Annotated in this window: 10 protein-coding genes; 7 read left to right on the forward strand and 3 right to left on the reverse strand. The window is 55.2% G+C overall.

Annotation, left to right across the window (positions count from 1 at the left end):
* The first annotated feature begins 67 nt into the window (after positions 1-67).
* Genes E1J53_RS24715 through E1J53_RS18415 form a run of 5 tightly spaced genes read left to right on the forward strand, consistent with a single transcriptional unit; the run spans position 68 to position 15862 of the window.
* The gene (locus E1J53_RS24715; RefSeq protein WP_134270689.1) at positions 68-3865 is read left to right on the forward strand and encodes a baseplate J/gp47 family protein; all 3798 of its coding nucleotides are present in this window, start codon (positions 68-70) and stop codon (positions 3863-3865) included.
* A 9-nt stretch (positions 3866-3874) separates the two neighbouring features.
* Positions 3875-4693, forward strand: a complete 819-nt coding sequence (locus tag E1J53_RS18400) for a hypothetical protein (protein ID WP_134270690.1) — start codon at positions 3875-3877, stop codon at positions 4691-4693.
* A gap of 3 nt (positions 4694-4696) precedes the next feature.
* Positions 4697-8842 carry a hypothetical protein gene (locus tag E1J53_RS18405; protein ID WP_134270691.1) on the forward strand — a complete coding sequence of 1382 codons (4146 nt, stop codon included), beginning with the start codon at positions 4697-4699 and terminating at the stop codon, positions 8840-8842.
* Entirely contained in the window at positions 8839-14406 is a 5568-nt protein-coding gene (locus E1J53_RS18410; RefSeq protein ID WP_134270692.1) for a contractile injection system tape measure protein, read from the forward strand. Before E1J53_RS18405 ends, E1J53_RS18410 begins: the two co-directional genes overlap by 4 nt.
* A gap of 10 nt (positions 14407-14416) precedes the next feature.
* On the forward strand, positions 14417-15862 hold the full coding sequence (locus E1J53_RS18415; protein WP_134270693.1) for an ATP-binding protein: 1446 nt from the start codon (positions 14417-14419) through the stop codon (positions 15860-15862).
* An 11-nt stretch (positions 15863-15873) separates the two neighbouring features.
* On the opposite strand, the gene E1J53_RS18420 is transcribed toward E1J53_RS18415, so the two are convergent.
* From E1J53_RS18420 to E1J53_RS18430, 3 genes are read right to left on the reverse strand one after another with little or no spacing between them, the layout of a single operon-like run.
* Positions 15874-17043, reverse strand: coding sequence for a DUF4407 domain-containing protein (locus E1J53_RS18420; protein WP_173021557.1), 1170 nt, complete (start codon positions 17041-17043; stop codon positions 15874-15876).
* Complete coding sequence (locus tag E1J53_RS18425; RefSeq protein WP_134270695.1) at positions 17040-18263, reverse strand: hypothetical protein; 1224 nt, start codon at positions 18261-18263, stop codon at positions 17040-17042. The genes E1J53_RS18420 and E1J53_RS18425 overlap by 4 nt, the downstream gene beginning before the upstream one ends.
* Positions 18264-18275: 12 nt before the next feature.
* The gene (locus E1J53_RS18430; protein WP_134270696.1) at positions 18276-22079 is read right to left on the reverse strand and encodes a hypothetical protein; all 3804 of its coding nucleotides are present in this window, start codon (positions 22077-22079) and stop codon (positions 18276-18278) included.
* A gap of 369 nt (positions 22080-22448) precedes the next feature.
* Between E1J53_RS18430 and E1J53_RS18435 the strand changes: the two genes are divergently transcribed.
* Both E1J53_RS18435 and E1J53_RS18440 read left to right on the forward strand, forming a co-directional pair.
* Entirely contained in the window at positions 22449-24365 is a 1917-nt protein-coding gene (locus E1J53_RS18435; RefSeq protein ID WP_134270697.1) for a hypothetical protein, read from the forward strand.
* Between the two features lie 36 nt (positions 24366-24401).
* The gene (locus E1J53_RS18440) at positions 24402-26192 is read left to right on the forward strand and encodes a glycosyl hydrolase family 18 protein (RefSeq protein WP_134270698.1); all 1791 of its coding nucleotides are present in this window, start codon (positions 24402-24404) and stop codon (positions 26190-26192) included.
* The last annotated feature ends 181 nt before the right edge of the window (positions 26193-26373 follow it).

A 26373-nucleotide genomic window follows, 5' to 3' on the forward strand; every position in this document is an offset into this window, starting at 1 on the left:
TTCGTTTACTAACTATCAGGGCACCGCAAGGCACCAACGTCAACTCGCGGCACTAGACCCCTCATTTGTGGGGATAGACGAACACCAGCTTCACGATCTGCTGGCCGCCGCCGCCTCCTACGCCAAGCACATAAAATACTACAATCGTGAGGGCCAGGACCAGGCCCCCAACACGGACGAAAAGTACAACTGGTCTCCCTTTTTCCTCAAGGACGAAAGTGTTTTCCTGGCCACACTCCTGAGTGCCGATCTCTCCCCGTTTGACGACCTGATTCAGGAGTCCTTTCTCAACATTCACCACGACCAGAGCCCGGAGAAGCAACGGTCAACCCTGGAACAGCTCATCGATAGCCTGCTGGATCTGACCGGCCTCCTCTTCAGTTGGCACCAGCAAGCCAGGGACTTACGCTCCTGGAACGAAGAGCACCGAATCGAGCAGGAAATAGACCGGGCCATGCTGGGGGACCTGGGAATACAGTTCCGCGCGTTTAAAATCATTGTCCGTGCAGCCCCCCAGACCTTCGGGCTGGACAAAAAGGTACAAAGTAGCTGGAACCAGCAATTGGCTTCCTTCCCCGACACCTGGGACCGGGAGGAACAGCGCTCCTTCATCCAGGGAGAAGAGAGTTCTTCGCGGGATCTGGGGGATAAGCTCAAGTTTGCCGGTGCGCGGCTTCAGGAATACTACCGTCGGTTGTACTTCACGATGGCTTACCTGATGGAATTGAGTGAGTCCCTGTTTACGGAATCCATTACCAACCGTAATGACCATAACCCCCAAATTGGGCTTTTCATCAGTTTCCTGAAGCTATTTGGAGAAGCCCAGCGGGAGCTGAATTCAATTACCGGGCGTCATCTTGACTACTACTACGAGGAAGTACTCGGGCTACGTCCTCGGGGGGGCGTACCGGATTCCACTACGATTTGCCTGGAGACGGTTCCCGGGGTTCGGGAGGTCGTCATCCCGTCGGGCACGCTGTTTCTGGCGGGCGTCAACGCAGAGGGTGTTCCCTCTCACTATAAAATCCTCCGGGAGCTGATCGCCACCCCGGCGAGCGTGGCGGTGCTGAAGACCGTTTTTGTCAGCAAGAACCCCATCGTGCAAACCGGAAGTTCTTACCGACTGGTTTCGGCGATCTACGCCGCCCCGGTAGCCAACTCCGCCGATGGGCGGGGAGGAGCCTTTACGGGTACGGACACCAGCTGGCCCGTACTGGGGGAGGATCAGTTTGATTTTGGTAAGAAGGATCGCCAGATGGTCACCTCAACGCTGGGCTTCGCGTTTTGCTCCAGCACCCTGCTCGTCGGGGAAGGTAGCCGGGAAGTAAAAATGACCTTACGCTTCACCCCCGCTTCCTTCCTGACGCTGCGGGATCTGCTCGACGACATTGCCAATAACTCGGAGGGGAAATCCAGTAGAGGAGATATTTTCTCTTCCGTATTTACGCACCCCTTCCTACTTTCTCATACGGGCCCTGAAGGTTGGGTGGAAATCGAAAAATACCGCATTCTTCCCCCGCCCGAAGAAAGTTGGAACACTCCGGTACTCACGCTGGAATTCCAATTGGATCAGTCGGCCCCCGCCATCACGCCTTACGACCCTTCCCTCCATCAGGAAGCCTTCACGACTTCCTGGCCCGTACTTAAGGTACTGCTGAGTGACCAGGAGGCGATTTATGGATACTCTTTCCTCCGGGACCTGGAACTTGAAGAAATATCCCTGGATGTCTCCGTAAAGGGCCTAAAAAATATTACCGCCAATAATGACCAGGGGCTGCTCGATGCCTCTGGTCCTTTTCTTCCTTTTGGCCCCTTTCCCCGGAAAAACAGCTACTTCCTCTTCGGTCACCAGGAATTGTTCAACAAACCACTCGACTCCCTGAATGTACACATTGAATGGGGAGAAACGCCCGAAACGGATAATGGCTTTGCGGACCATTATGCTGCCTACGATCAGGACATCACCAACGAGAGCTTTACCGTAAGGGTAAGCGGTTTGACGGATTATGCCTTCCAGCCCGGAAGCCGTGAACAACAGGAGGAATTCCCACTCTTCTCCAGCCATTACGTCCAACAGCCAGCACTTTCTCCACATACGACGATTGAGATCGATGAAGCCAGCCTGAGGCGAATGCAGTTTCGGCCCTTATTCCACCTGACGGAGCTTCCACCCTACGATAACGGCTGCCGTACGGGTTATTTCAAGTTCAACCTGGCGGCGCCCTCCATGGCCTTCGGGCACGCGCTGTACCCCCGGCTGTTTGCCCGGGTAATGGCCGAAAATGCCCGTCCGCGCCCCTTTCGACTCTTCGGTGAAGCGGAGGAAGAACCGCTGGTGATTCCTAACGAACCCTACACGCCGGTCATTAACCAGATAAGCCTGGATTATACCGCTTCCACCACCCTGAAACTGGGTCGCCTTGACCAACGAGAAAATAACCCCACGGAGGACAACGCACTGTTTCGTCTTCATCCTTTCGGGCAGGAGACGGTCTACCAGAAGGGGCTACTGACTACTCCCCATCTGTGTCCGCGGTTTGATGAAGATGGCTATTTATATATCGGCATCCGGGATCTACACCCCCCGCAGCAGCTGTCGCTTTTCTTTGATCTGGAGGAAAGTGAGAAAAAATTCAGTCGGGGAGCACCGGACGTGAAGTGGCATTACCTCCACGGGGAAGAATGGCGGCCCTTCCCCGTACAACATATACTTTCTGACACCACGGTCAAGCTGTCCACGAGTGGCATTCTTCACCTCTATTGTTCCGAAGAAATGACCAGGGGCACCCACCTGCTGGGCCCGGACGTCCACTGGATCCGAGCGTCGTCAGCGGGCAATCTTTCTACTGCGGGGCGGTGCCGGGCCATTCTCTCCAACGCCGTGGACGCCTCGTGGATTGACAACGGAGATGACCACCATTTGAAAACTCCACCCGCAGACCGGCCGCCCATCACCGAGCCGGTCGTGACCCTTGCGGGCATCAGTAAGGTAACCCAGCCAGCGGCCTTCTCAAAAGGCATGCCGGCCGAGCAAAAATCTGCCTACTACGTCCGTAACAGCGAGCGGCTGAGGCACAAAAACCGGGGGGTGAACGTCTGGGATATCGAACGCCTCGTGCTGGAATCCTTTCCCGACATCCAGCAGGTAAAATGCATCGGCAAGCACATGCACGAGGATATCCTCGGGGTCGGAGAGGTGCTGGTGGTGGTCATTCCCCGGATATCCGGCCCCAACCCCACGCCAAGGGTGGGATACCATATTCTTCAGGAAATTCAGGAGTACCTGAAGTCGCTGTCCTCGGTTTTTGCCGACATCCGCGTCATCAATCCGGTTTACGAACGGCTCAAGGTGAGTTGCCACGTAAAACTGACCAAAGAGAGTACCCTTCACCGAGGACGGGCGCTGAAGGAGGTGGAGGATGCGATAAAAAACTACGTCTGCCCGTGGTTAGGCGGAGGTTCCGTCAACCTTGGCGGGTCGGTAAGTAAGACCGAGATCCTTGCCATCATCAATGAATGCCGACACATCCAGTATACTACTGGCTTTTCCATGGTGCTCATCTACGAAAAACAAGATGACTTCTACTCCCTGGAAGACACGGCGGTGGAGGATACCAATGCAGAAATCCTTACGGCCAGCCGGCCGTGGAGTGTCTTGATTCCACTCGAAGAGCATCAGATCGAAATTCTCGAAACCGATGACCACCAGTTTGAGTCCATCACGGCCATCGACCGGATGCGGCTAGAGGCCGACTTCATCATCCTGGAAGAAGGCGGCGAGGATATGGACCTTCCATCTCCCTCCGGTAGCGGCCAAGACGGAGCCGCCGACTTTGACCTTCCCCCCTCCTGGTTAACCCCATAATCTTTACCCATGTTAATGAACCGAGCCTCCCTGAAAAGTCTATTCAGCAAAGGAAAATTTCCTTCCGAAAATCACTTTGCCCACCTAATTGACTCAACCGTCAATAAAATGGAGGATGGCATCGGAAAGTCAGCGGAGGAAGGCCTACAATTGTCGCCGCAAGGAGAAGCGGACCCGGTGCTGAGCATTTACGAGCGCATGGACGTCGAGCGGCCTTCCTGGCAACTCAAATTACTCCGGGACAACGATGCCCGGGGACTGAGCTTTGAAAAACTGGGGAAGGATGAGTTTAATCAGGAAACCTCTGCGAGCCGTTTGTTTCTCAGTAACGAAGGGAATATTGGCGTAAATACCACCCAGCCCCTTAGTGACCTTCACGTAAACGGTACCCTGGGCCATAATGCGCGGATTGGCACGCTGGTAATGGGGGAGGTGGAAGGTGACGGAAAGTGGCACACCGTCATTGGCGGCCTTTCCGGGCCCCAGGCGTTTGAAGCGGTGGCCCGCATTGACGGCCCGACGGGAAAGGCCAAATATGCCTTTACGCACGCGATTGCCCTTAGCACTTATGGCGGAAGACGATCACGGTGGAAAATCAAGCAGACCAGGGCCTACTACGGTTGGTTTTGGAACCGAATTGATTTCAAATGGGACGGCGACACCTTTGCGTACGCCCTCAAGGTGAGAACCAGACAAAATTACGGCAAAGGAGAAGACGGCAGCTACAGCAAGATTCGCTTCCATCTTTCTTCCCTCTGGGACGACCGTTTGTTTTCTTCCCAGCATTTCACCCCCACGGCACCAACCGGGGAAAAAGAAAATGCCTAAACCATGGAAGAGCACCAGTCGGTAATTCGCAAGGAGGAACTTTCCCGTGGGCTCAATTATGATGACCTGCGGCTACGGGGCATTGCTCACGCCCAGCAACTGTCCGGGGCCACGTGGACGGACTACAACGTCCATGATCCCGGCGTCACCCTGCTGGAATATCTCTGCTTTGCGTTAACGGACCTCAGCTACCGGGCGAATTTTGACATTCGGGACATCCTGTACGCGAACGATGACCAGGGTAAACCCGACATCAATAACGCCTTCTTTCCGGCCCACGAGATTCTACCCACTACTCCCCTGACGCCCCACGATTACCGGCGTTTGCTCATCGATCAGGTCAAGGATATTCGCAACGCCTGGTTCGACCCCATTTTAAACCACCAACGAGAATACCGGGGACTGTTTAAAGTCCGGATTCAGTTAGCCGAAGACATTGACCGCACCCTTCCCAGGGAGAAAGTACTGGCTTCCGTCAGGGAACTGCTCATGGCCCACCGCAATCTGTGCGAGGACCTGGACGACATTGTCATTCTTAAAACCGAGCACATCCATTTTTCTGCCGTAATCGAGATCCAACCCGATGCTTTTGGGGAAATGGTCATTGCCCGGATTCTTCATACGGTGGAACAAAAACTGAATCCAGGTATCCGCTACTACACCAAGGAAGAGTTGCTGGCGGAAGGTCTGTCCATCAGCGAAATCTTTGATGGTCCCGAACCCGTGCACGGTTTCATAAAGCCCGAGAGCCTGAAGAAATTCCCGGACAACACCAACATTTCTGAACTCCGCGAAGAAATTTCCGCCGTAGAGGGCGTCAAATTGATCAACGATCTGAAGGTATGGAAGGAAGGGCAAAGGATTACGGGGGATGAGATTGTCCCCGGCCAGGACGCAGCCCTTAGTCTGGACCCGTCGATGATTGAAGGTACTGGGCAGCTTGGCGAGCTTAAGTTGCTGCGCAACGGGGTTTCCGTATCCATCAATCCCCGCCAAACCCGGCAATTTTACAATAACCTTTCGGCCAAAGGGAAAAAGGGATTTCAACTGAAACTGAAGCTCGGTGAGCCCCCGGCAGTATCCCACAAAAAAGTCCGGGATCTGCGGTCATACTACTCGCTGCAACGCCTCCTGCCCGCCGTCTACGGACTGGGAGCTTACGGACCACCCGCCACCGCCAACCGCAGTCATCGGGCGTACATTTCCCAGCTTAAGGGGTACCTGATTTTTTTTGAACAACTAATGGCCAACTACCTGGCCCAACTGGCCAACGTTCGTCACCTGTTCTCCATCGCGGAAGAGAAGGACCCCGCCGGAAAAACGCATGAACCCAGCTATTTCTATCAATTTCCGCATGATATTCCCGAAGGGATTAACCTGGTCAATACGACCGAAGAGAATCCGTCGCCGGAAGTAATTGAGGAGTTGATCCAGGAAGTTTTCGGAGCCTTTGACCCCGCCGACGAGCGACGAGGACGTTTTCTGGACCACCTGTTGGCCCGCTTTGGGGAAACCTACGCCGGAGACTACCTGAAATTGCTCAACCACGAATCCCGCGAAGAGATCACCCACCAGTTGCTCAGGGGGAAAGCCGCATATCTCCGCCACTATTGCGAAATCAGCCGGTACCGAAGCCGGGGATTCAATTATCTGAAGGAGGCCTGGGAAAACGAAAACGTATCCGGACTCAAGAAGCGACTTGCCCTTCAGCTAAACCTGCACGACTCCCTGCCCGGTAGTCAGACCCCGAAATACCAAAACCGTTTTCTGGGCAAGAACCGATACATTGACGATCTCCTGGGTTTCCGGGAGGAAAAGGCCGATGGTAAGCAAAGCCGCTCCAGGCTGTCCTTCGGTAAAATCATCCGCAAGGGGTGCCAGGCCAGCAATTACGACATTTCCGGCAGGGGAAAAAATATGCGACTCACCCTGAAGGAACAAAAGCTTCCCGGTGGGGGCAAGTCCCCTTTCGGTACGGATGGTGCGAACGCCGACAAAGCGGGCAAATCCCAATCTTCGGGCGCGGACGCAGGTGCCACGATCACCCGGGGCAGCAAAGACAACCTGGAGAAGGTCCGGGATAAGCTTCTGCGGCGATTCAATGACATTAACCTCCAGGGAGAAGGCTTCTTCCTGCTGGAAAACATCCTCCTCCGCCCCCGGGCCCGGCCCGGAAGCATGTTGGTCTTCGAAATGCCCCTACCCATTGAGTTGGGCCTGGAAAGCATTGAGTTGCGTACTCCGCACTTTACCACGGAGAAAGAACTCCAGGACCTTAGCAATGAACTGTTGTTACTGGGCGCTCAGGTAAAGAACTGGTCCTTGCTGGAAACGGATGAAGGATGGTCCATCGTCCTGTCAAAACATCAGTCTCCACGCCTACTCAGTGCTCCGATTCGCGTTGGCAGTACTCAGCGGGAAGGGTCCGAAAGTCCGGAGCAGGCACAAAAAATCCTGGACTTTCTTCACCAAACCGTAACGAATTTGCGGGACCACAATCCACCGGCCCTGCAGGAATACCTGAGGTTTGAGGGGGAGCGCCTTCCCGGACACTCCGTTAACTCCGATTTCTATTCCCTCCGTCTGAGTATGGTGGCCCCGAACTGGCCCGTGAAATTTCATGAGCGCGACTTTCAACAGCTCTTCCAGCAGGTGGTTGCCCGGAATATTCCCGCCCACCTCAGCGTCGACTACTACTGGTTATCCGTAACGGACATGCGGGAATTCGAGGGTCACTTCAAGACCTGGTTGGAGGCGTTGAAAAACGAAGACGACCGGCAACACCAAGCTGCCTCCCTGCAACTTATCCGAATCCTTCGTGGCCAGCAGTCCGACCAATCCGAGGGAGAAAAATATCAGGGTTTTCCACGGTCGCTTCTGGAGCGCCTGACGCAGCGGTTTGGGTACGGATTTCTGCTCTCGGAGGATGACCTCGGCCTGTTCATCTGCAACCGCCCGCAGGTCGTCTACCTGCTCAAGGAAGAAGGTATTGATACCTGGCAAAAACTCCGCAGAACGTCCACGTCGGAGCTGGAGAAATTGCTGATCCGAAAAGGTGAGAAAATTGATCCGAAAGAAATTGCGGGGTGGAGACGGCAGGCGGCCCTGGCCCTGGATGGACAATGGTCAGACCTGCAGGAGTATCAGGAGCAGTTTATGGCCTCCGCCGAGTACGGTCCTTCCCCTCGTCGCCCGACGGCTAAGGTGGAGCGAAAGCTAAGGGAATTGGCTAAATCCCCCGACGTATTGCTGGACCGAATCGAATCGTGGATCGCCCGGTATCCCTCTTCCAGAAGTTTACCCATCAACCTGCTTGATTTCCTTTGTGGAGCGGCGGGATACGGATTCATCATCCCCGAAAATGACCTCCAGATTCTCCCCGGCCTAACGGAACAACTCCGGGCGGGCCTTCAGGGCCAGGGCATTACTACCCGCCTACTGCTAAGTGAGATGGACGAATCCAGATGGCAGAGCATTCTCAATCAGTTTCAAATTACGGAAGGCGCTCCCTCCTTCGAAGAAATTCACGCATACAGCACCCTGGCGGCCAACGGGCGCCGGGAAGACTGGGAACAACTTCTCCGGGTCCAGCGGGAAAATCATCCGGACCGGACTCACTCACCCCTGCAGGACAGACTATCCTATCACCTTGAGCGTCTGCGAAAGGGCACGTCGGAAGTAACCCTGGAGAAAACGATCCTCACCCGACTCAGGGATTGGCGGGCGACGGAAAGCTCCTGGCACATTACCCCGAAGCTGCTTGAGATACTGCTATCGGAGGGTACCGACACCATTGTGTTCCCCGTCGATGACCTGACCGTAGTTGAGGGAATCGGTGAAAAATATGCCGACGTATTGTGTTCGTCAGGGATCGAAGACCTTGAATCCCTCGGGGCCCAGCGGCCCGCTTCACTCTACAATCAGCTGCGGGACAAAAACCTGAGCGTTAACGTTCCACAGCTTACCTTCTGGATCGACCAGGCCCAGCTCGCTACGGACCACCAGTGGCAGTCGCTGATCGACCTGCAGAAACACGGTGAAACGGACCTGCTGCAATCGGCCCGGATTGAGACACCCCTAAGGAGGCGCATTCAAGCCTGGCTGGACGCAAACGCCAGCTCACACTCCGCCAGATCAACCAGAAAATGAGCCGCACAAACATCATTGGGCGGCACCGGTTTCGCATCACGGTAACTTCCCCGCGGGAAGCAGATTTCATCTTTGAAACCATCAGCGACCTGTCGAAACGAAAACTTCCGGAGGCATTGGAACGGACTTTATCCAGGCATGACGTCCGGAATCAGGTAATTAAAATTGACCGGCTTAATCTCAACCTGGGCGAACTCCCCAAACAGGGGTTTGAGCAAGAACTCTTGAAGCGTTTATCGACGGCCCTCGACGAAGCACTTCAAAACAATGGTGCGCCCCAACCATCAAGGATTCAACCCATCCGACAGAGCGAAGAGGACCTGGTAATTCATTATTTACGTCACGGCTATTTCCCGTGGAGATACACCAGTGCCGATGCTCGTGGGGTATCGGACATGCTGATCGACGTGCTGGAAAAAGCACCAAACTCCCTGAGGAGGAAGCTGAAAAAGATGTTGGGCGTGTCCAGCATAAGGAAACGGCTGGCCCAGCACTTCTCGCTGGAAAGCCTGCGTAAGCTTAAAGAAATAAGCTGGGGAGCGGGAAAAACCAGGGAACAGCTCATCTTGCACGAATTAATCCTGGCCGGTAGAGCGGGAGGCCTGGGGGCGGTGCCCCCCCGAAACATGGAGGCGGGCTTTCTGGTAGCTGCCGCCGGTTCCACACCCCGGGAATCCGCACAAGCATCGTCCATCAGGTGGGCAGCCAGACTGATTAATGAGGTGGGAGACATTCTGGGTATTCCCCCCAGGCTGCTAAGTCAGCTCCTGTTGGATGGTGCCCGGGAGGATGACATTTTAATTTCCAAAACTACCGCTCGGGCAATTCGCAGCATTTCTTCTTCGCCTGCCCCCGTTACCCCACCTGCGCATACGGGACGGGAAGAGACGAGGGCCGTCCTTCAATTTCTCCGCTCCGGAAGGGTACCAGCACCATTCAACTTGTCGGCATCCGGCATGGAAGGCCTGCTGAAAAAACGGATGGAGAAGGGTGACGAAGTGGTGGTGAAGGCCCTGGAGAAAATTTTTCGTGACCTTTCCTTCAGGCAGCAATTACCGCGGCGGTTTTCCGGATCAATGGTCACTTTTCTTTACCGGTGGTGGTGGAGGGACAATTGGGAAATTTTCCAAAAATATCGGGAAGACGTGACCTATCTGCTCTTCACCATTGATTCCGCTACCAAAACGAAAACGGATCTCCGTAACTGGGTACAGGCTAAGTTATCGGGAGCGGGAAACTGGCAACGCCCGGTACTGCCCGATCAACGGGCGATCGGCAACTTGCTGACGGATTGGGGCCAGGACTGTGGCATCCCGGTACCGGAAGTGATGATGCGAGCAAGGGCCGCCATTCAGGAGGCCAGGGCCTGGGAGAGCTCGCTCCCTACCCTCGTGGATACGCTGGAGAACGCAGCAGCGTCCACAACCTTTACCGACAGCCTTCCAAACCGGGTACTGTTTCTGTTGCGGCATTATCTCGACAATGGCTTTTTGCCCGCCACCGACGCGCAGCATGGCCTCCTTCGGTTGGAGGAGCAAATACTTCCCCTGCTTCATCAGCTCAACCCAGAACTTTTTTTATTACTCCTTGATCGACTGGTCGAAAGGAAAGCACGATCCCGATTGGCTAACGGCTTTTCGGCGGATTTCCTCGAAACCGTCCTGGTAGGCTTGATGCAACTGGCCTCCGGAGAAAGCTCCGCGGGGGAGGTGCTCGGGCAATCAGGATCGGTTGGCCCCGCAGCCCGTGACCATGACGCTGCTCCTCCGGAAGATTCACGGCACCTGCCCTCCGGGCCCATCTCCACTGACCAGGAGCCGGGGCCTTCTCCGGAGAAAGAAGAGACCGATCAGGAAACCAGAACTTCTTCAGCATCAACGGGGGCGTCCAAAATAGCGCGGGACGCGAGTACTCCGCCCGCAAAAGTTTCCGAAAGCGACCTTCCGCCAAATTCTGACCTTGAAGGAAAAGGATCTTCCCATGCGAACAGGGACGATTCCGGCACCTCGCCATCCGCAGAGCAGCGGCAGGAAGCGAGAAACGCCCCAACTTCCCCACCCGACCGGGCCTTGCCGATTGCCGATAAAAATAGCGACTCCCCTACCTCGCCCACCCGCCAAACCACTGCTGACCTAACGGCAACGGCCGGTCGTGATCCTCTCCAACCTTCAAAAGATTCTCCATTGGCCGGTTCCTCAGAAGGAGGTAGCACTGGTGACGTCCCGGTCTCCGCCCCCCGGAATGCCCCGGCTACTCCGCCCCCAAATTCCACCTGGGGAATTTTTTACCGTAGCCTACCCAATTTGTACCCGGAAGGAACCCGCTGGAAACCCACCCGGGAGAGCTATCTGAGGGACATGAAATTAATGATGCTCGGGGCGCTGGCAGACCCCGGCATGAAGCAGCCTTCCATGGGTAGTATTCTGTTACGGTGGGCCAGAGTCTTGAAGGATAATTACCGGCCCACAGCTCCAGAATTTTCTGCCTACCTCCATTTCCTGGTCGGGCAGGATTCCCTTCCAACGCCCCTGCGGAATGCGGTCAGGGTAATGCAGGATATGGAGGAAAAAACCACGGCGGAAGTGGTCAGCCGAGCACCGGAAACGGCCGATCAACTCCCCCCCGATAAAAGCACCCAACGTGACGAAATGGTGGAAGAATGGGTTACCTGGATTCGGGGAGGGAGGACTTCTGATGGGAAACGCCCCTCGCTCAGCGACCTGCGAACAATCATCAAACTTCCGGATCAGGCGTGGAGACACTTCCTCGGGAGCATCCAGGGAAAACAACTTCGGCTGGATCGGTTCCTGCAACTGCTTTCCGACGAGTTGTGGCAGGCCCTTCACCGGCGGCTCATTAACCATTACCTGCCCGGGCACCGAGGAGTCCTGGAGGCGCTGCGTGAGGCCATTCACGGTAGTAAGCTTTACCCGAATGAGAAAACGACCAACCAGCAATATAAGCGGTATACCCTGGAGGTTCTCTGGGGCAAAGGGCCACTGCCCTTCACGGGGTATTCGTTTACCTTAAAGCTCGTGTCCCTGATTGCCCGGGAAAAGCGATTGACGACTACCGGGGTGGCCCAGCAGCTTCAACGGCACCTTGATCCGGACGAAGGACACCCCGGATTACTGGAAATACTGGCAAGGATCATCGCTCAGATATCCGAAAAGGAGAAGGCGCAAATTGAAAGAGAGGAAGCCCGTCATCGGGAACAATTCCGCCAGATCGAGGCCGGGGCCCGAGAGGGTACTTTCTTCGTGGCCGCCCTGCAGTATTTTCTTGACCATGGCGGTATTCCCTGGTGGGCAGCTCCGGAAATCTCTGACCTGAACATGCTCTGGGAAAGGGCCATTCAGGCCGACATGGATGGTTTGAGGGTATTCCTGAGGGATAGACCAAATCACGCCGGAGCGTTACTCCCCTTCCTGACGCGGAAAAATTGGCGCAGTTTTCTGAAAGCAAGGTTTCCTGCCTACGTCGACTTTTTGGAAGCCTTTGCTGCCGCAAACGAAGTCCTCATTAATTCCGGCGGGTACGGGGAACTTTCGGGCTTGCAGAAGGAGTGGCTTTCGGGATGGAATTTTGCCGTGGAGGCCGAGGAATTCAGTAGTGAGGGCTTTTTGCTCCGGGCAATTCCGGAGTCCGCTGCGGCCTTCGGACTTCCGGTCGACCAATACCTGGATATTTTCCGTGCGGAAGTAAACGCCTCCGTAGTTCTCGGTCAGCTATCATTTTACGCACTCTCCAGAGTGTTGGAGGACCTCATCGAACGCGGAGCACTGGCTTCACCCCTGCCCGAAGCCCCCGATGCCCGAGAGAAGGTGGATGCTCGGCGGGAGGCCGGCAGCTCCCCGCAAGATGGCCCTGAAGACCTCCCGGCGGGCGTAGGGGAAGCCCCTACTTCCGCAGCGGCCGCCGACGGGGAGGGCTCGCCACCCGAGTCGACGCCATCCGACACCAAAGGAGCCGGGGAGGAAGTCGCTGTGCAAAAGGCGGTAGGAAGCTCCCCACAAGATGGCCCTGAAGACCTCCCCTCGGGCGTAGGGGAAGCCCCCACTTCCGCAGCGGCCGCCGACGGGGAGGGCTCGCCACCCGAGTCGACGCAATCCGACACCAAAGGAGCAAGGGAGGAAGACGTTGTGCAAAAGGCGGCCGGCAGCTCCCCGCAAGATGGCCCTAAAGACCTCCCGTCGGGCGAAGGGGAAGTTCCCACTTCCGCGGCGCCCACCGACCGGGAAGGCTCGTCTCCTAAGTCGACGCAATCCGACACCAAAGGAGCCGGGGAGGAAGGATCGGCTACTCTCACGGGTGCCGGGCAGGAGGATCAGAACGTCGCGACGGACGGGGAGTCTCTCCTTCCGGGAGATACCGCTGCCCCCTTGGGAGAAAGACTAGAAGAGGGGGCCACTGGCGATTCAGCTCCTTCCGGTTCGGGGGTTCCGCCCAAGAGCTACGCAGAAACGCTCGGTGAGGAACTGTATCTGGTCGGTCATTTTCTGCGGTACGGCGCACCTCCCCCAGAAAACATTTCGGTGCCCCGGGAACGGTTGCTATTGCTTCAGGAGCGCTTGCTCAATTTGCATCCCGAGTTGGTGCTCCCCGTATACCGGTCGGCATTTCGGGAGGTCGGTGGAAGAAACCGATTGCTGCACTTTTTTCCGGAAAGCTTGTGGCTCCAGATTGCCCAGCGCATGATGGGCCGGGAACTAAGCAGCGTGCAACGCCGCTGGCGAGACATTAGGACCTTACTCGCCAAGACTCCTCTCAGTCTATCCGAAGATGCCTTCCGCCACCAGGTCTGGCACCATCTTTTGCGATACCTTGGAGAGCAAGACCAGAAGGTTAATGTTCCTGATTTTACGGAGCAGTTGCTGAAAGATCTGGCGATCAAAGTATCCAGTCCTGTGGAAACCTTGCTCAATACCCTGCGCGAAGGACTTTCGTCTGCTCCGGAAAGTATTGACGGCAAGGAATGGGATGAAGTACTGGGCGCTATCCAGAAGCGAAGAATTGAACAACAAACTGAAAATATGGAAGGTGACGGACACCTGATTGAGGAAGCTATTTTTATTGAAAACGCAGGACTGGTTATTCTCGGCCCCTTCCTCGCCCGGTATTTTTCGACCCTGAACATGCTGGACGGAAAAGTCTTCGCCAGCGAAGAGCAGGCCATACGGGGAGCCCAACTGCTACAGTACGTGGCCACGGGGCTGACGGAATCTCCGGAGCATTTGCTGGTATTCAATAAGATTCTATGCGGCCTCCATCCTTCGGTTCCCGTTCCGGGGTCCATCGACCTTACGGAAAAAGAAGAACAGGTATCCAGTCAGCTACTCCAGGCCGTCATGCAAAACTGGGACAAGATGAAGAACTCCACCGTCGAAAATTTTCGGGGATCTTTTGTACTACGCCCGGGGATGCTCATGGAACGCGAGGATCAATGGTCCCTGGCGGTAGAATCTGCGGGATACGACGTACTCCTTAAATTTCTTCCCTGGACCATCTCCGTCGTGCGATTGCCCTGGATGGAGAAATTTATTACGGTAGATTGGAAAACCTAAACAAATTGAGATGAGCAATCTGGAAGCTAATGCCGTCGCCCTGGGAAAGGAATACCAGTGGTTCAATGAAGTCATTGAGGCTCGTTTCACGCGATATTTCCAACCCGCAGCGGACGCTCCGGACGTACAGGATTTGGTTCCTCCCGATCACGCGGAAGGGGCCGGCCCCTACGTAGATTACCTAAAGGGGTTAGCGGATAAAATTCCCCAATCTGACGAAGGTCCGGTTTCCCACACCGAGCAGGTTACCGCCCACCGTCTGCTCCTGCTGCTGGCCCTGGCTCCTCACCTACAGCCCGCTACCCTGGACGTTTTTTTCACCAAAAACACCAATTTCGACCGGGGATTTACCGAGTTTGGCGGACTAACCGGAAAACAACACGGTGGCTTCCTCCCCACGGGAGAAACGGCGCTCTTTTTACTGGCTGGAGGCGACCTCCGCCGACGAATGTTTTTTACCGGCCTCTTTGAGGAATCCCATTTTCTCTACACCGAGAACGTCCTTCAACTCTCCGGACAAAAGGCCGACGAACCCTTCCTGAGCGGACAGTTGACCATCAGTAATGAATACCTGACCAGGTTCACCACCGGCGATGAATTCCGCCCCCGCTATTCCTCCAACTTCCCCGCCAAACACTTACAAACGCCGCTGGAGTGGGACGACCTGGTGCTCGAGGCACCGCTGGAAGCCCAGGTGCTGGAGCTAGCTTCCTGGATGAGCAGCGAGGCGATCATCCTGGGGAAATGGCAAATGACGCGCCTGTTTAAGCCCGGCTACCGGGCGCTTTTCCACGGCCCTCCGGGAACGGGAAAAACACTTTGTGCTACCCTGATCGGCAAGAAACTGGGGCTACCCGTGTACCGAATTGATCTTTCTCAGGTCGTATCGAAATACATCGGCGAAACGGAGAAAAACCTCGCCAACCTGTTCAACATCGCGGAGCACAAAAACTGGATACTTTTCTTCGACGAAGCGGACGCACTCTTTGGCAAGCGTACGGCCACCAAGGACGCCCACGACCGCTACGCCAATCAGGAAGTATCCTATCTACTGCAACGCATCGAGGATTTCCCCAGCCTGGTTATCCTGGCCACCAACCTGAAGGCCAACATCGACGACGCCTTCGCCCGCCGCTTTCAGTCCATCCTGTACTTTCCCGTTCCCGGTCCACTCCAGCGGCTGGAGTTATGGGAAAATGCCTTCGGAGAAAACTTGCCCCTCGAAGCGGAAGTGGACCTGAAGCAACTGGCCCGAGAGTACGAAATTTCGGGAGGCGACATCGTAAACGTGGTGCGTTACTGCGCCCTGAAGGCCGCCCAACGGGTGCGGGAAGAACACGAAAAGCGGGCGGAAGAACCGCCCCCGAAGGTGATCGAAGCCATACGCAAAATCCGGAAACGGGATATCCTCGAGGGCATTCGCCGTGAACTCCGCAAGCAGGGCAAGACGGTGTAGTACGGTTGCTTTCAGGACGGATGCTCGCTGGCCGAACCTTCCCGGAGCTTACGCATCCGCTCCTCGGCCAGCCAGGCGTCGATTTGATCCTGGACAATTTCCATGCGGGCATCCGCCATGGCCCGCATCGCTTCCTGTTTCTGCCGGACCTCCTCGGCAATCTCTACGTTATGGAGTTCGTGGTGCTTGGCGATTTCCTTGTTCATCGCCAGCTTTTCGACCTCAATGCGCCGCAGTTGTTCCAGATAAAATTCGTGCTCGATCCGCGCCAGCAGTTCGTCGTAGGGGCCCCGTGGGGCCAGGAGCTTGGTCAGGAGTGGGGAAACCTCAATGAGGATAAACAGCAGGATGATGAACAGTCCCGGCCCGGCGGGTAATTCTCCGGAAGCCGACAATCTGGCCAGTAAACCCCGGGACACGGCGGCTTCGGCCTCCTCGGTAGCCAGTCGGGCCGTAGCTTCCAACTCCTCGATTTGTGCCCGAATGGCCTCCCTGGCCCCATCGTTCTGCAGCTTCATTTCCCGGTATTCCCGGTCCGTCGCCAGGTATTTCTGCTCCTTGCGGGCGCACTCACTACCCCGGCCCCGCTTTCCGGTACCACAGGTTCCGTCACATTCACACTTGTAATCCTGGTAGTCCTGCTCCCGGCGCTGGAGGGCCGCTTCGGTTTGACGCTCAAGCTGGCCGATTCGTTCTTCCAGTACCTGGCGCCGGTCCAGGATCGCGGCACCTGCGGCCTCGCCCTTCGTCCTTTGCCGTTCCGTCAATACTTCGTTGATCTCCTCCTGAAAGATGCGTAATTCCAGCGGCTTGGCGATGACGATGGCCAGGGAAATGGCCAGCAGAAAGCGGGGAATAGCCAGCGTAAGCTGCCGGGAAAAGGGACCTTCCTTCTTCAGGGTCGAGACGATGTAACGATCCAGGTTAAAGATGATCAGCCCCCACAGTGCGCCAAAAGCCACCGCTGCTCCCAGGTGTTCAAAAACGGTGAAGAAAGCGTACCCGCCCGACAGCGTCGCCAAAAGGCCCGTGAAAAAGACCGTTCCCCCAATTCCGGTAAACTTGGCGTGCTCAGACCGCGGGCAGGCGGCCAGAACTTCCGGATGGGCGCCGGAGCAAAACCACAGGAACCGCATGATGGCGGGCGGTTTAGGGACGGATGGGCGCGAGCGCAGGTTCATGGTTCCCGCTTTTGGAGCAAGGTAATCAGGTTTTTCCACCAGGATTTTCTCCGGGTACTGGCCCGCCATTCCTCCCGCAGCCTATTCCGGGTTTCCGCGTCGAGGGTTTCCAGTAACTCCCCGACCTTTGGCAGTACGGGAGCTACCGGGAGGGCTTCGGGTAACGCTCCCGGCGTCGGTTCCCATCCGTTTTCGGGTACCGTGGGCGTGGCGGGGGGAGAGAACACCTTTACGGTGATGCGCTCCGACTGAACGTCCACTCCCGAAGCCGCCCGGAGGTTCAGGACCGCGATATTTTCAACCGCAATCGCTTTGCTGCCCACCAGTCCGGGAAGTGGTTCCCCGTTCAGGCTAACGCCCTCCACATCCCTTGCGTGCCAATGCAGGATTAGGGTCTCACCGGCAACCAGTGCGTAATGGTGGGGCAGATCAACCCCGGATCGTAGGGGGCGTTCTTCGCCCTCCCCCACCGTTGCCGTCAACCAGTAGCGCAGCTGGGGGGAGTGGGTGACGGAGATGATGATTTTTTTTGTGAGTCGCCAGTCTCCCTTTCGGGCCACCAGACAATACTCCTGATCACGGACCGGGCGCACCAACTTACTGGCTACCGACGCTACCGTTTCCGGACCGGGCGATAAGGTAACGCTATCGGCCCCCGTTACCGACCAGTTGAGTCTTACCGTTTCCCCGAGGGGAATACGTTGTGAAGGGGCGTGAAAATGCATCTCCAGCGGTAAGCGGAGGCGCTGCCAGGACGCCATCGCCGACAAGCGCCGGAGTCCTTCTCCCAATAGTTCAGGGGACACCGCTTGCGCATCCTGCCGCCAGCTGCTGCGTTGGTTCAGGAGTTGTTGCAAGGCACGCTGGTGGGTTAGGTGTCGTCCTGCGGGCGCATCCCGATCCGTCAGCCAGCCCCGTTTCCCGTCCAGGATCGTTAGCGTTCTGGCGGGTAATGGGTGAGTGTATAAAGGACCCGGCAGTAAATACAGTTGCCCCCCCGCCTCGACATAATTTTCCAGGTAGCGTTGGGTAATGGCCACTTTACCCAGGGCCGGAAGCGGAAGCCACAGGGTTCCGGATCGCCCGGACCGGATGGCGGTCAGCAGCGACTGCAGAAAACTGCGCGGGGAGGTGGTGCCCAGCCAGACCTCTACGGAAACCGAGGCATTCAGAATATCCGTGGGTAAGGATGCCCCTCCGGCATCAGAATATGGTGCCAAGACCTTCACGCCTTATTCGCATTCATGTTCCGTATCCACCCGCTCCAGCATGCGACATACCCGTTTTTCGAGCACCTCAAGATTGGTTGGCCAACGTCTCAGCGTATTGTTTTCCACAGATATCAGAAAATCTTCATTAGCCAGGCAGATGGCGTCCTTACTGCGGGTGTTGGCGGGGAGTTTAAGGTGGTCCCAGGTATGCTCCCTTCTGTAGAAGGCACCCGGAACGGGACGTGCCTGCGGCTGATCCAGGTTGTAGAGCCAAATGGTCCCATCCAGGCTCGAGGAAATCAGCTGGCGGTTGCCCGTTCCTTCACTTCCCCTGCGGTCGTTGAAGATGAGTCCGCTGACGCCCGAGCGATGGAAGCGCCGACTTATCCCCGAAGTATCCGTCTGCGCTTTCAGCCCATTCGGATATCCCGCAATATCTCCAATCCAGACTCTTCCGTCTTCTCCACCCATGGCAATCCAGTTGTTGTCCGGGTCTTCCTGAAAAGCAATGGCCGAGATGGAAAATCCTGGATGGCTCACCTGGCTACCCACTAACCGTGGCCCAGTATTTCCAATCCTTGGGACGTATTCGTAAAGGGCCGATCCGGCTGAGCCGCCGGCTAAGAAGTGGGTGCCGGAAACGTTTCCTTCCAGTAAGGTGACGGCCTTCAGGGAATTGACCAGGGGGGTAATCTGCTCTAACGCGTAGCCGTTCCGCTTCGGGACCAGCAGGGCCACGTCATTATCCCGCAGGACCACAAAGACATCATCGTCGCTCGTCATGCGAATGGACAGCAGGGCCTTCCCATAGTTGTTGGTCAGGTTCAATTCTCCGGGGGCCACCACACAATTTTCTTTGGGGTGGGCCTCCGGACAATCCAGGCCCGTAAAGTAATGGATGGTACCCGAATAGCTGGTGACGTAAAGTGACTTCCCGTCCCGGGAATAGGCCATCGAAGAAATACTTTTATTAATGGAGGGTAGCGTCATGCTCACGACTGACTCGTCTTCCAGAAAGAATACGGTAATTTCTCCGGTGGCGTCACCAATCGCGATCTGTTCAAACTTTGTGGAATTGCTGGCTACGGCAGTGATTCGGGAATGGCGATTTCCGAGAAATCCACGACCGTTCCGGTTAGCCTCCTGGTCCAGGTGGTTGTTCAGTGCTCCGGCGTTTTCCCACAGTACGTGATACATATAGGGATACTGAAAATTTATTTCCGAAGTATTCGCCGTGTTTTCGTAGAGGGCCTTTCGGACGTTGCCCAATACGGAATGGGTCGTTTCCTCCAGGTTGGTGGGCTGGTTGGCAATGTTGCCCTTAAACCAGGATTTAGACCAGGCCAGGATTCTTGACGCAAGACTTTTTTGCTCTTCCTGTTGGTGGTAATTGTCAATGAGGTGATCGAGGTCGAGCAGGGTCTCGTGGGTAATCTGGTAGTGGAAGTTATCGGGATTTGGATGAAGGTCAATGATGTTTTTCCGGGCGAGGAAGTGAATCAAGGCTGCGGGATCTTCGATATCGCTGCTGGTTTCAACGGTATGCTTCAGCTCCCTGAATTCCCTGGTGCGATAGATGTTGCTGGACAGCAGATTGGCCTTTGCCATGGAATCCACAAAATCCAGTAAGACCAAATTCTTCTTCGTGCGATCGGCATCTACGGCGAACAATATGGCAAGAATACTCAGGCCAATCATCCCGATGGTCACCATGATGGCCCGGCTGGCCCGCTTTTGCTGCTCTTCCAGTTCTTCTTTCCGTTCCCGTTTCTCGGCATCAAGGTTCTTTTGATGGAGCGCAGCACTTTTCTCGAAATACTTCTCCACCAGGGTGAAGGCGGTGTGCTTTTCTTCCTTGATAAATTCGGGGATGGCGGGATTTTCATCAAACTCTCCGGGCTGAAATATCTCTGGCGGATGATACTTATTGGCCCACGCTTCGTTGGGGTGATCCCTTTTCTTCCAATCGCGATAAAAATCTACTTCCGCCAGCGAGAGGGCGGTTTCCGGAATTTCGACCCGGTAACTTTTGGTTTTTTCCTTTTTAAACAGCCCTCTGATCCAGGACCAAAGTTGCTGGAACAGACTAATGTTGGGAATATCGGGACGATCGGCATCGGCAAGGTTTTCCGTCGGAGGCTTAGCTCCTTCGTCAATAAAGTATCGCTTGGCGGAAAAGACGAGGTCCTTATAAAAATTGGAGGATCCCCATTCTCTGTCCACCGCCTTGACAAAAAACTTCCATTCCTGGATGAGGCCAGTGGCGCCGAGATTTATTACGATGTCATCACTTATTTCACTCGCGGAGGTAACGTCTTTGCCGAACGGCGTTGCCCAGTTGATCAGGTTAGGTAAATGGTGATCGTCAGAGGAGAAGGTAGCGATGGCTGCCCTTAGCAAATCATCCTTTTGCCGCTTAGCCGCTTCCTTAGATTGCTTTTCGGTGCCCGCCTCTTCTTTTTGGGGAGTGTCCCCGGATTGGTCTACCAGTAAATCTCCCCGGAAACAGACTTCCCGAAGGGTAGCAAAATCAATGGAGTAATTCTGCGCCACCCTGTCTGGTGAAGCGTCCTTCAGCGTAACGGCTCGAAACAATCGGTCTATCAGCGTAGTACCAATTTTGCCCCCTTTGGCATCGAGGGATTTTCTGAAGGTATCCAGTAGGTGGTTACAGAAATGGTTCGGGACTTCAGCAAGTCCTCCGTAGGCACGCTGTGCCTTGAGCAATTGATTGAAGTAGACATTAACCTGCTCCTCATATCTTTCTCTGGATGGCCCTTCCAGTTCCGTCAGCCACTGTTGCCACTCCATCAGGTTTTTCCGGTCCCTAAATTCCTCCCGGATGGATTGCACGGTTTGGCGCACACCCATTTCCTCGAGGGTCCGCAGATGTTGGGTGATGAAATCAAAATGATGCTCCAGGTTCTGGAAGAATGTCACCAGTAACTCATCGGACTTCCCCGCCAACAAACAGAGCATCATATTGACCCTCGTGGCAAGTTCCCGCTTCTTGCCAATGAGGTCCCGGTATTCGGTGATCAGGCCCTGATAAATCCGCTCACACCCGGGGTGAATCCTCCCCGGGTCGGGGGAATGATACAGGGAATTGGCCATTCCTCTGGTGGAAATTGTTGGTAATGAATATCGGTGCATGCTCACCAATTCCGGCCAACCCTGGTAGGTATTCAGGCGATCAAGGTATTCGGTGCTGATGGAGAAGACCAGATTTACCGGCACATCCTCCTGCAGGGCTTCGAGAAAAAGGTTGAAGAACAAGACCCGGTCTCCGGGCTGGTAGGCCAGGGGATCAATTTCCTGTCCGGGCTGGAGTTGCTCCCGTCTTGCGTCACCGATGCGGAACATTTCCTCCACCTGATCGACGATGATCAATAATCTGAAGGGTTTGGTGGCGGCCTCACGGGCTTCGCGAATGACCCTGATCAGACCTTCATTGTCTGCCCGCAGCGCGGCGCTAATGCGTTCGTGGAAAAAAGGTTGGACGATTTTTTCCGCCTGAAGTATTCCTGGTTTGGCCAGGGCGGAGGCCAGGCGGCCGATGGGATTGATCTGGGGGGTAAAGTGCACCACTTTCCATTCTCCGGAGCCCTCTTTTTCCGTTGCTGTTTTACGTTCAAAGTGGGGAATGAGTTGTCGCTTCAGAAAAAAACTTTTCCCGCTTCCACTATCTCCCCGGAGAGCGACGAATCGCGTGCCGGCGGTGAGCTGATTGTATACATCGAGTAGGGCCTCTTCCCGGTCAATGGTTACTTCAGACTTCAGGTCGTCGAAGAATAGAGAACGAACTTGGGTTTCGACGGAGGACATGGAGAAAAATTAGTGGTATGGCCACCGTCTGGGGTGGTGTCGGGGAGGAGATTTCTCACAACGAACGACAACGCCAGCGAGGCCCTTCAAAGCAGCAATTTTAAGGTACGGGAAAAAACAAAAAAAAGCGAAATACCGCACTTCTGCGTTTATAAACAGGTAAATACACCTACTATTTTTTAGTAAGTTTCCCCTATCATGCAACTAGGTTTCCCCGCTGGCCCTCCGAAGTGAAATTCTTGGGTTTTTCTCTGCTTTCGGTATTAAAGTTTGCACCTGCGCTCGCGCCCCGGTCATTCGAAAATTCCTGTTGCTATCTATACCAAAACCACATATCCTTTCCTCCGGGAATTCCCCCGAGTTTTCTGGGTGCTTTGCCTGGTCATTCACGGTAGCGGGTCTTTCCTGGCGGCGCAAATTTCCGACAGCATTCCGGGCTTACAGCTTAGTGCCGACGCCCTACGGGGGAACCTTACTTTCCCCGGAGAGGAGATCCTACTGAATTTGGGGTACCAACCTACCGGCCCCCTCCCCAGCACGGTGAAGTTCGGTCTGAAATTACCTCCGGGAGTTACGTACGGGGGCAATGACTGGACGCCGGAGGGAGATAGCCTGACTACGGTAGCCATCCTGAGCGATGCGACCGCCTTTACCATCAGCATTCCCCTCCAAATTGACGCCACGGTTACTTCGCCCCAACTCCCCTTCAGCGCCAGTGCCACGGTGACCGGTAATGGGCATACCGCTCATCTTTACCTGCTTACGGCACGTAAGTTGTCCGAAACCCAGGACACCTGTTTAACCCTAGCGGACACCAGCCTCAATTTTGCCCAAACGTTGGTCTCGACCCGAAAGAGAATACTGGCGGAGCTGCCGGCCCCGATTGACCTTTCCCCCACCGGTCCGGTCAGGATCAGCGCAAAAAACTGCTCGGTTTTCAAATTAAACGCCTCCCCGCTGGATGGGCTCAAGGGCAAGAAAAAGGATAAGTGTAGTTGTCTGAAGTTCACCTTTGCCGGGCCGGAGGCGAATAATCTTCCCGCGCGGTATGACCCCGGAAAAAAACCGCTCAAGGGGTGCCGGGAACTCATCAGTGGCAGTAAAAAAGGAGATACCATTCAGGTGACCATCAGGACGATTGATCAGGCGCCCCTCCGAAGGATTGTCCTGACCGACGGGGCCGGAGAAATCCTCGAGGCCAGCTACGAGTCCGGCGCCCTGATTTTTGAAACCGTTCTGGAATCCGACACCTTTTCTCTGCATCTGTACCTGCAGGCCAAACGAAAGTATATCTTCTTTCCGGAGAAGAAATATGCCTTCCTTGAGGTCTTACGGAAATCGACCAAAATGGAAGTCTTTCGTGGTAATGCTCCGGTAGCCGTGGCTCCGGATACCGTGACGCTGTTCCGGTCACTTGGGCTCGTCACCGATACGCTCAGAATATGGAAAAGTACCGTGGTCACTACGGGGCCAGAAGCATCAATTTTTCATCGGATTGCCATCAGCGAACGACCAAGGTTTGACACCTTAGACGCGCATCAATTAAGCCTGGATAGTAACTGGATAAGCCATGGCCCCATAGATTCCCTGGGACGAGATACCTGCCTGGGCCAATTTTCCGTTACGTCTACCGCTCAGGCAGTTGCGACCACCGGATGGGATCCCATTGACACCCTGTTCTTTCAGGTATCGGACACCAGTGGAACCGTCGTGGGACTACGGAATCCTCTCGGGAAGCGAATGGGTTCCATTGACCTCAGCATTCCCATGCGACTCAACACGGCGGACCCACCGGCAAGGGACCGTCTGATGGGAATTGCGTACTGGATCGGGGTAGGTACCCCGTCGATCACGGCCTATGCCGCTTTGGGGGAGGAAGTCCCTCCCGAATGGGCCCAACCGGGGGTGACGGCTCCCCTGGCGGCTTTCGCGCAGGGATTTCCGGTGGTGCTACCGAAGCTTAGCCCGGAATACAAATTGTTTCGGGAGCAGTTTGTCCGCTATGCCTTCACCGATGAGAGGGGACGAAGGAATTTTTCGAAAGATCAGGGCATTCCCGTACTGGTGGCAATTAATCCGAACCGCCCCAATTTCGGGGTAGTGACTGGTCCGGAGCTCGACCAGCTGATCGGGAGGCTGAACCCCGGAGGCAAGCAGGATCAATTATCGCTCAACCTGAGCTTCATCAATCAGCACCAAATCAATACCTATCGGATAAAACTCTACCTCATCGCCTGGTATCGGGTGGAGACCCCCGTAACAAAATGGGAAGTCCAGCGCCCCTGATGGCCATCGTGAACCCGAGAAAAACCTGATTAACCCATGTACCCAAATATTCGCATTGTACTCTGCTGTTTGCTGTTAGGGATAGGTGCTCCACTTGCGGCACAGGATCAAAGTGGTCAGGAGGAAGCTCCGGGTTTGCTGGATCGGTTTCTGGCGATATTCCAGCGACCGGACACCGTCAAGTCCGAGCTACTCGACAGCCTTCAGGCCAGAAATGCCTACCGGGAGCAGAGCGTCTCGGAGCGCTACGATTTGATTTACAACCTCATTCACCGGGAGCAACAGGCCTACTATCGGGACATTAATGATTCCACCAAGGCCGTTCTGGCCGAAAGTGCCGGCCTCGATCAGGCGAAATACGTGAGTCCAAAGGGAGACACCATACTTCGGGCTACGAACGTCAAGGTATTTGGTTGGCACCCCCACTGGATGGGCGGTAGCTACGAAAGCTACAACTTTCACCTACTCAGCCACGTGGGCTTATTTTCCTATAACGTAAACGTTGAGTCCGGGAAGCCTTACGACAACCCGGAAGTGGTAGAGGCCTGGGAGACGGACCCCGACTTCAAACTGATTGACCTAGCCCACGAAGCGGGGTGCAAGGTTATGCTCACCATCACCAACTTTGGCGAGCGAGAGAACCGGATTTTCCTACGGGATACTCTCCGGCAAAACCGACTGATCGATGACGTGGTCAGCCGTCTGGTCCGGCTGGAGGCGGACGGTATTGATCTGGACTTCGAGTTGATTCCCCCGAATTACGACAAGCAGCTCGCCGACTTCATCAGGCGGCTGAGTGCGCGCCTGGCTAAAGGAGCGGGTCAGTTCGAATTGAGCGTAGTGCTGCCCAAGGTCAACCGTGGACCGGGCCTTAACAACAATCAGAACACCTACAACATTGACACCCTGCAGAAATACGTTGATTTTTTCACGCTGACCGCCTATGATTTCACCACCGGGGACTACGCCCCGGGAGCCATTGCTCCACTGTTCAATCCGGACCGGGTACGACTTCCTTACGGTAGTATTGAAGACGTGGTGTACAATTATCTCGAAGCGGGAATGCCCCGGGAGAAATTGTTAGTAGGACTTCCGTACTACGGAGGCAAATGGACGAGGTTGTACAACCGCAGTGACGGAAAAGACACGACCCTGTTTGAGCACCTGACCTTTCGGGAAGTATCCCGGATGCAGCAGCAGCGGGGAGCCCCAAAGCGGGACTACGATGCCTGGGCGTCGTACTACCGCGAATCAGTCATTCCTCCCCTTCCGGGTTACGATGAGGCAACGGAAATCACGTGGTTTGACGATCGTCAGACCCTCAGCAGAAAGTACGATTGGGTACTGGAACAGGAACTGGGCGGGGTGGGCATCTGGGCCCTGGGCTACGATGCTCCCGATACTACCTTATGGGGGTTACTGGACGAAAAGTTCGTTCCCGTCAACGATACCCTGGTGTACTATAATCCCGCAGCGTCCTACTTTTACCTGCCTAGTGCCCTGCTGCGCTACCGTGACGTTATTGCGATTTCCGGGCTTTTTGTTTTCCTTTTCCTGGCGATCGGCTTTATCTGGGCCTTGTTCGACTGGCGGGTCCGGGACGTATTCTTCACCAACAAAACCCTTCGCATCCTTTACATCGTTGCCACCTTCGCCCTGGTGACCGCTACCTGTGCATTTTTTCTTTTTCTCAATCCCGGAATCCTGGAAAATATCCATACCGGATGGTTGATTTTACTTGCTTTGGTGGTTGGATTGGTAAGTGGAACGTTCATCGTCAGGTTAATCAACCGCTGGTTTGCCAACCTACGAGAGGGCATGCCATAGCGTTGAGGGTCCAACAAAAATTCACAGGAAGGCTAATTCTCACGCTCAAAATATCCTTAAAACAAAAAAGTATCATCAAAAAAGATACAAAAACGGATTAAACGCCCATTAAAGCGTACAAATCTTAGCCAATTAGTGCAAATTTTTTGTTTAAAACTTGATTTGTTTTAAAACAAGCCCT

Source organism: Lewinella sp. W8, from assembly GCF_004375085.3.
Lineage (GTDB): Bacteria > Bacteroidota > Bacteroidia > Chitinophagales > Saprospiraceae > Neolewinella.

Coding starts and splice junctions, on each gene's coding strand:
- E1J53_RS18415 (WP_134270693.1), top strand. CDS start 14,417: ATGAGCAATCTGGAAGCTAATGCCGTCGCCCTGGGAAAGGAATACCAG.
- E1J53_RS18405 (WP_134270691.1), top strand. CDS start 4,697: ATGGAAGAGCACCAGTCGGTAATTCGCAAGGAGGAACTTTCCCGTGGG.
- E1J53_RS18410 (WP_134270692.1), top strand. CDS start 8,839: ATGAGCCGCACAAACATCATTGGGCGGCACCGGTTTCGCATCACGGTA.
- E1J53_RS18400 (WP_134270690.1), top strand. CDS start 3,875: ATGTTAATGAACCGAGCCTCCCTGAAAAGTCTATTCAGCAAAGGAAAA.
- E1J53_RS18420 (WP_173021557.1), bottom strand. CDS start 17,043: ATGAACCTGCGCTCGCGCCCATCCGTCCCTAAACCGCCCGCCATCATG.
- E1J53_RS18440 (WP_134270698.1), top strand. CDS start 24,402: ATGTACCCAAATATTCGCATTGTACTCTGCTGTTTGCTGTTAGGGATA.
- E1J53_RS18430 (WP_134270696.1), bottom strand. CDS start 22,079: ATGTCCTCCGTCGAAACCCAAGTTCGTTCTCTATTCTTCGACGACCTG.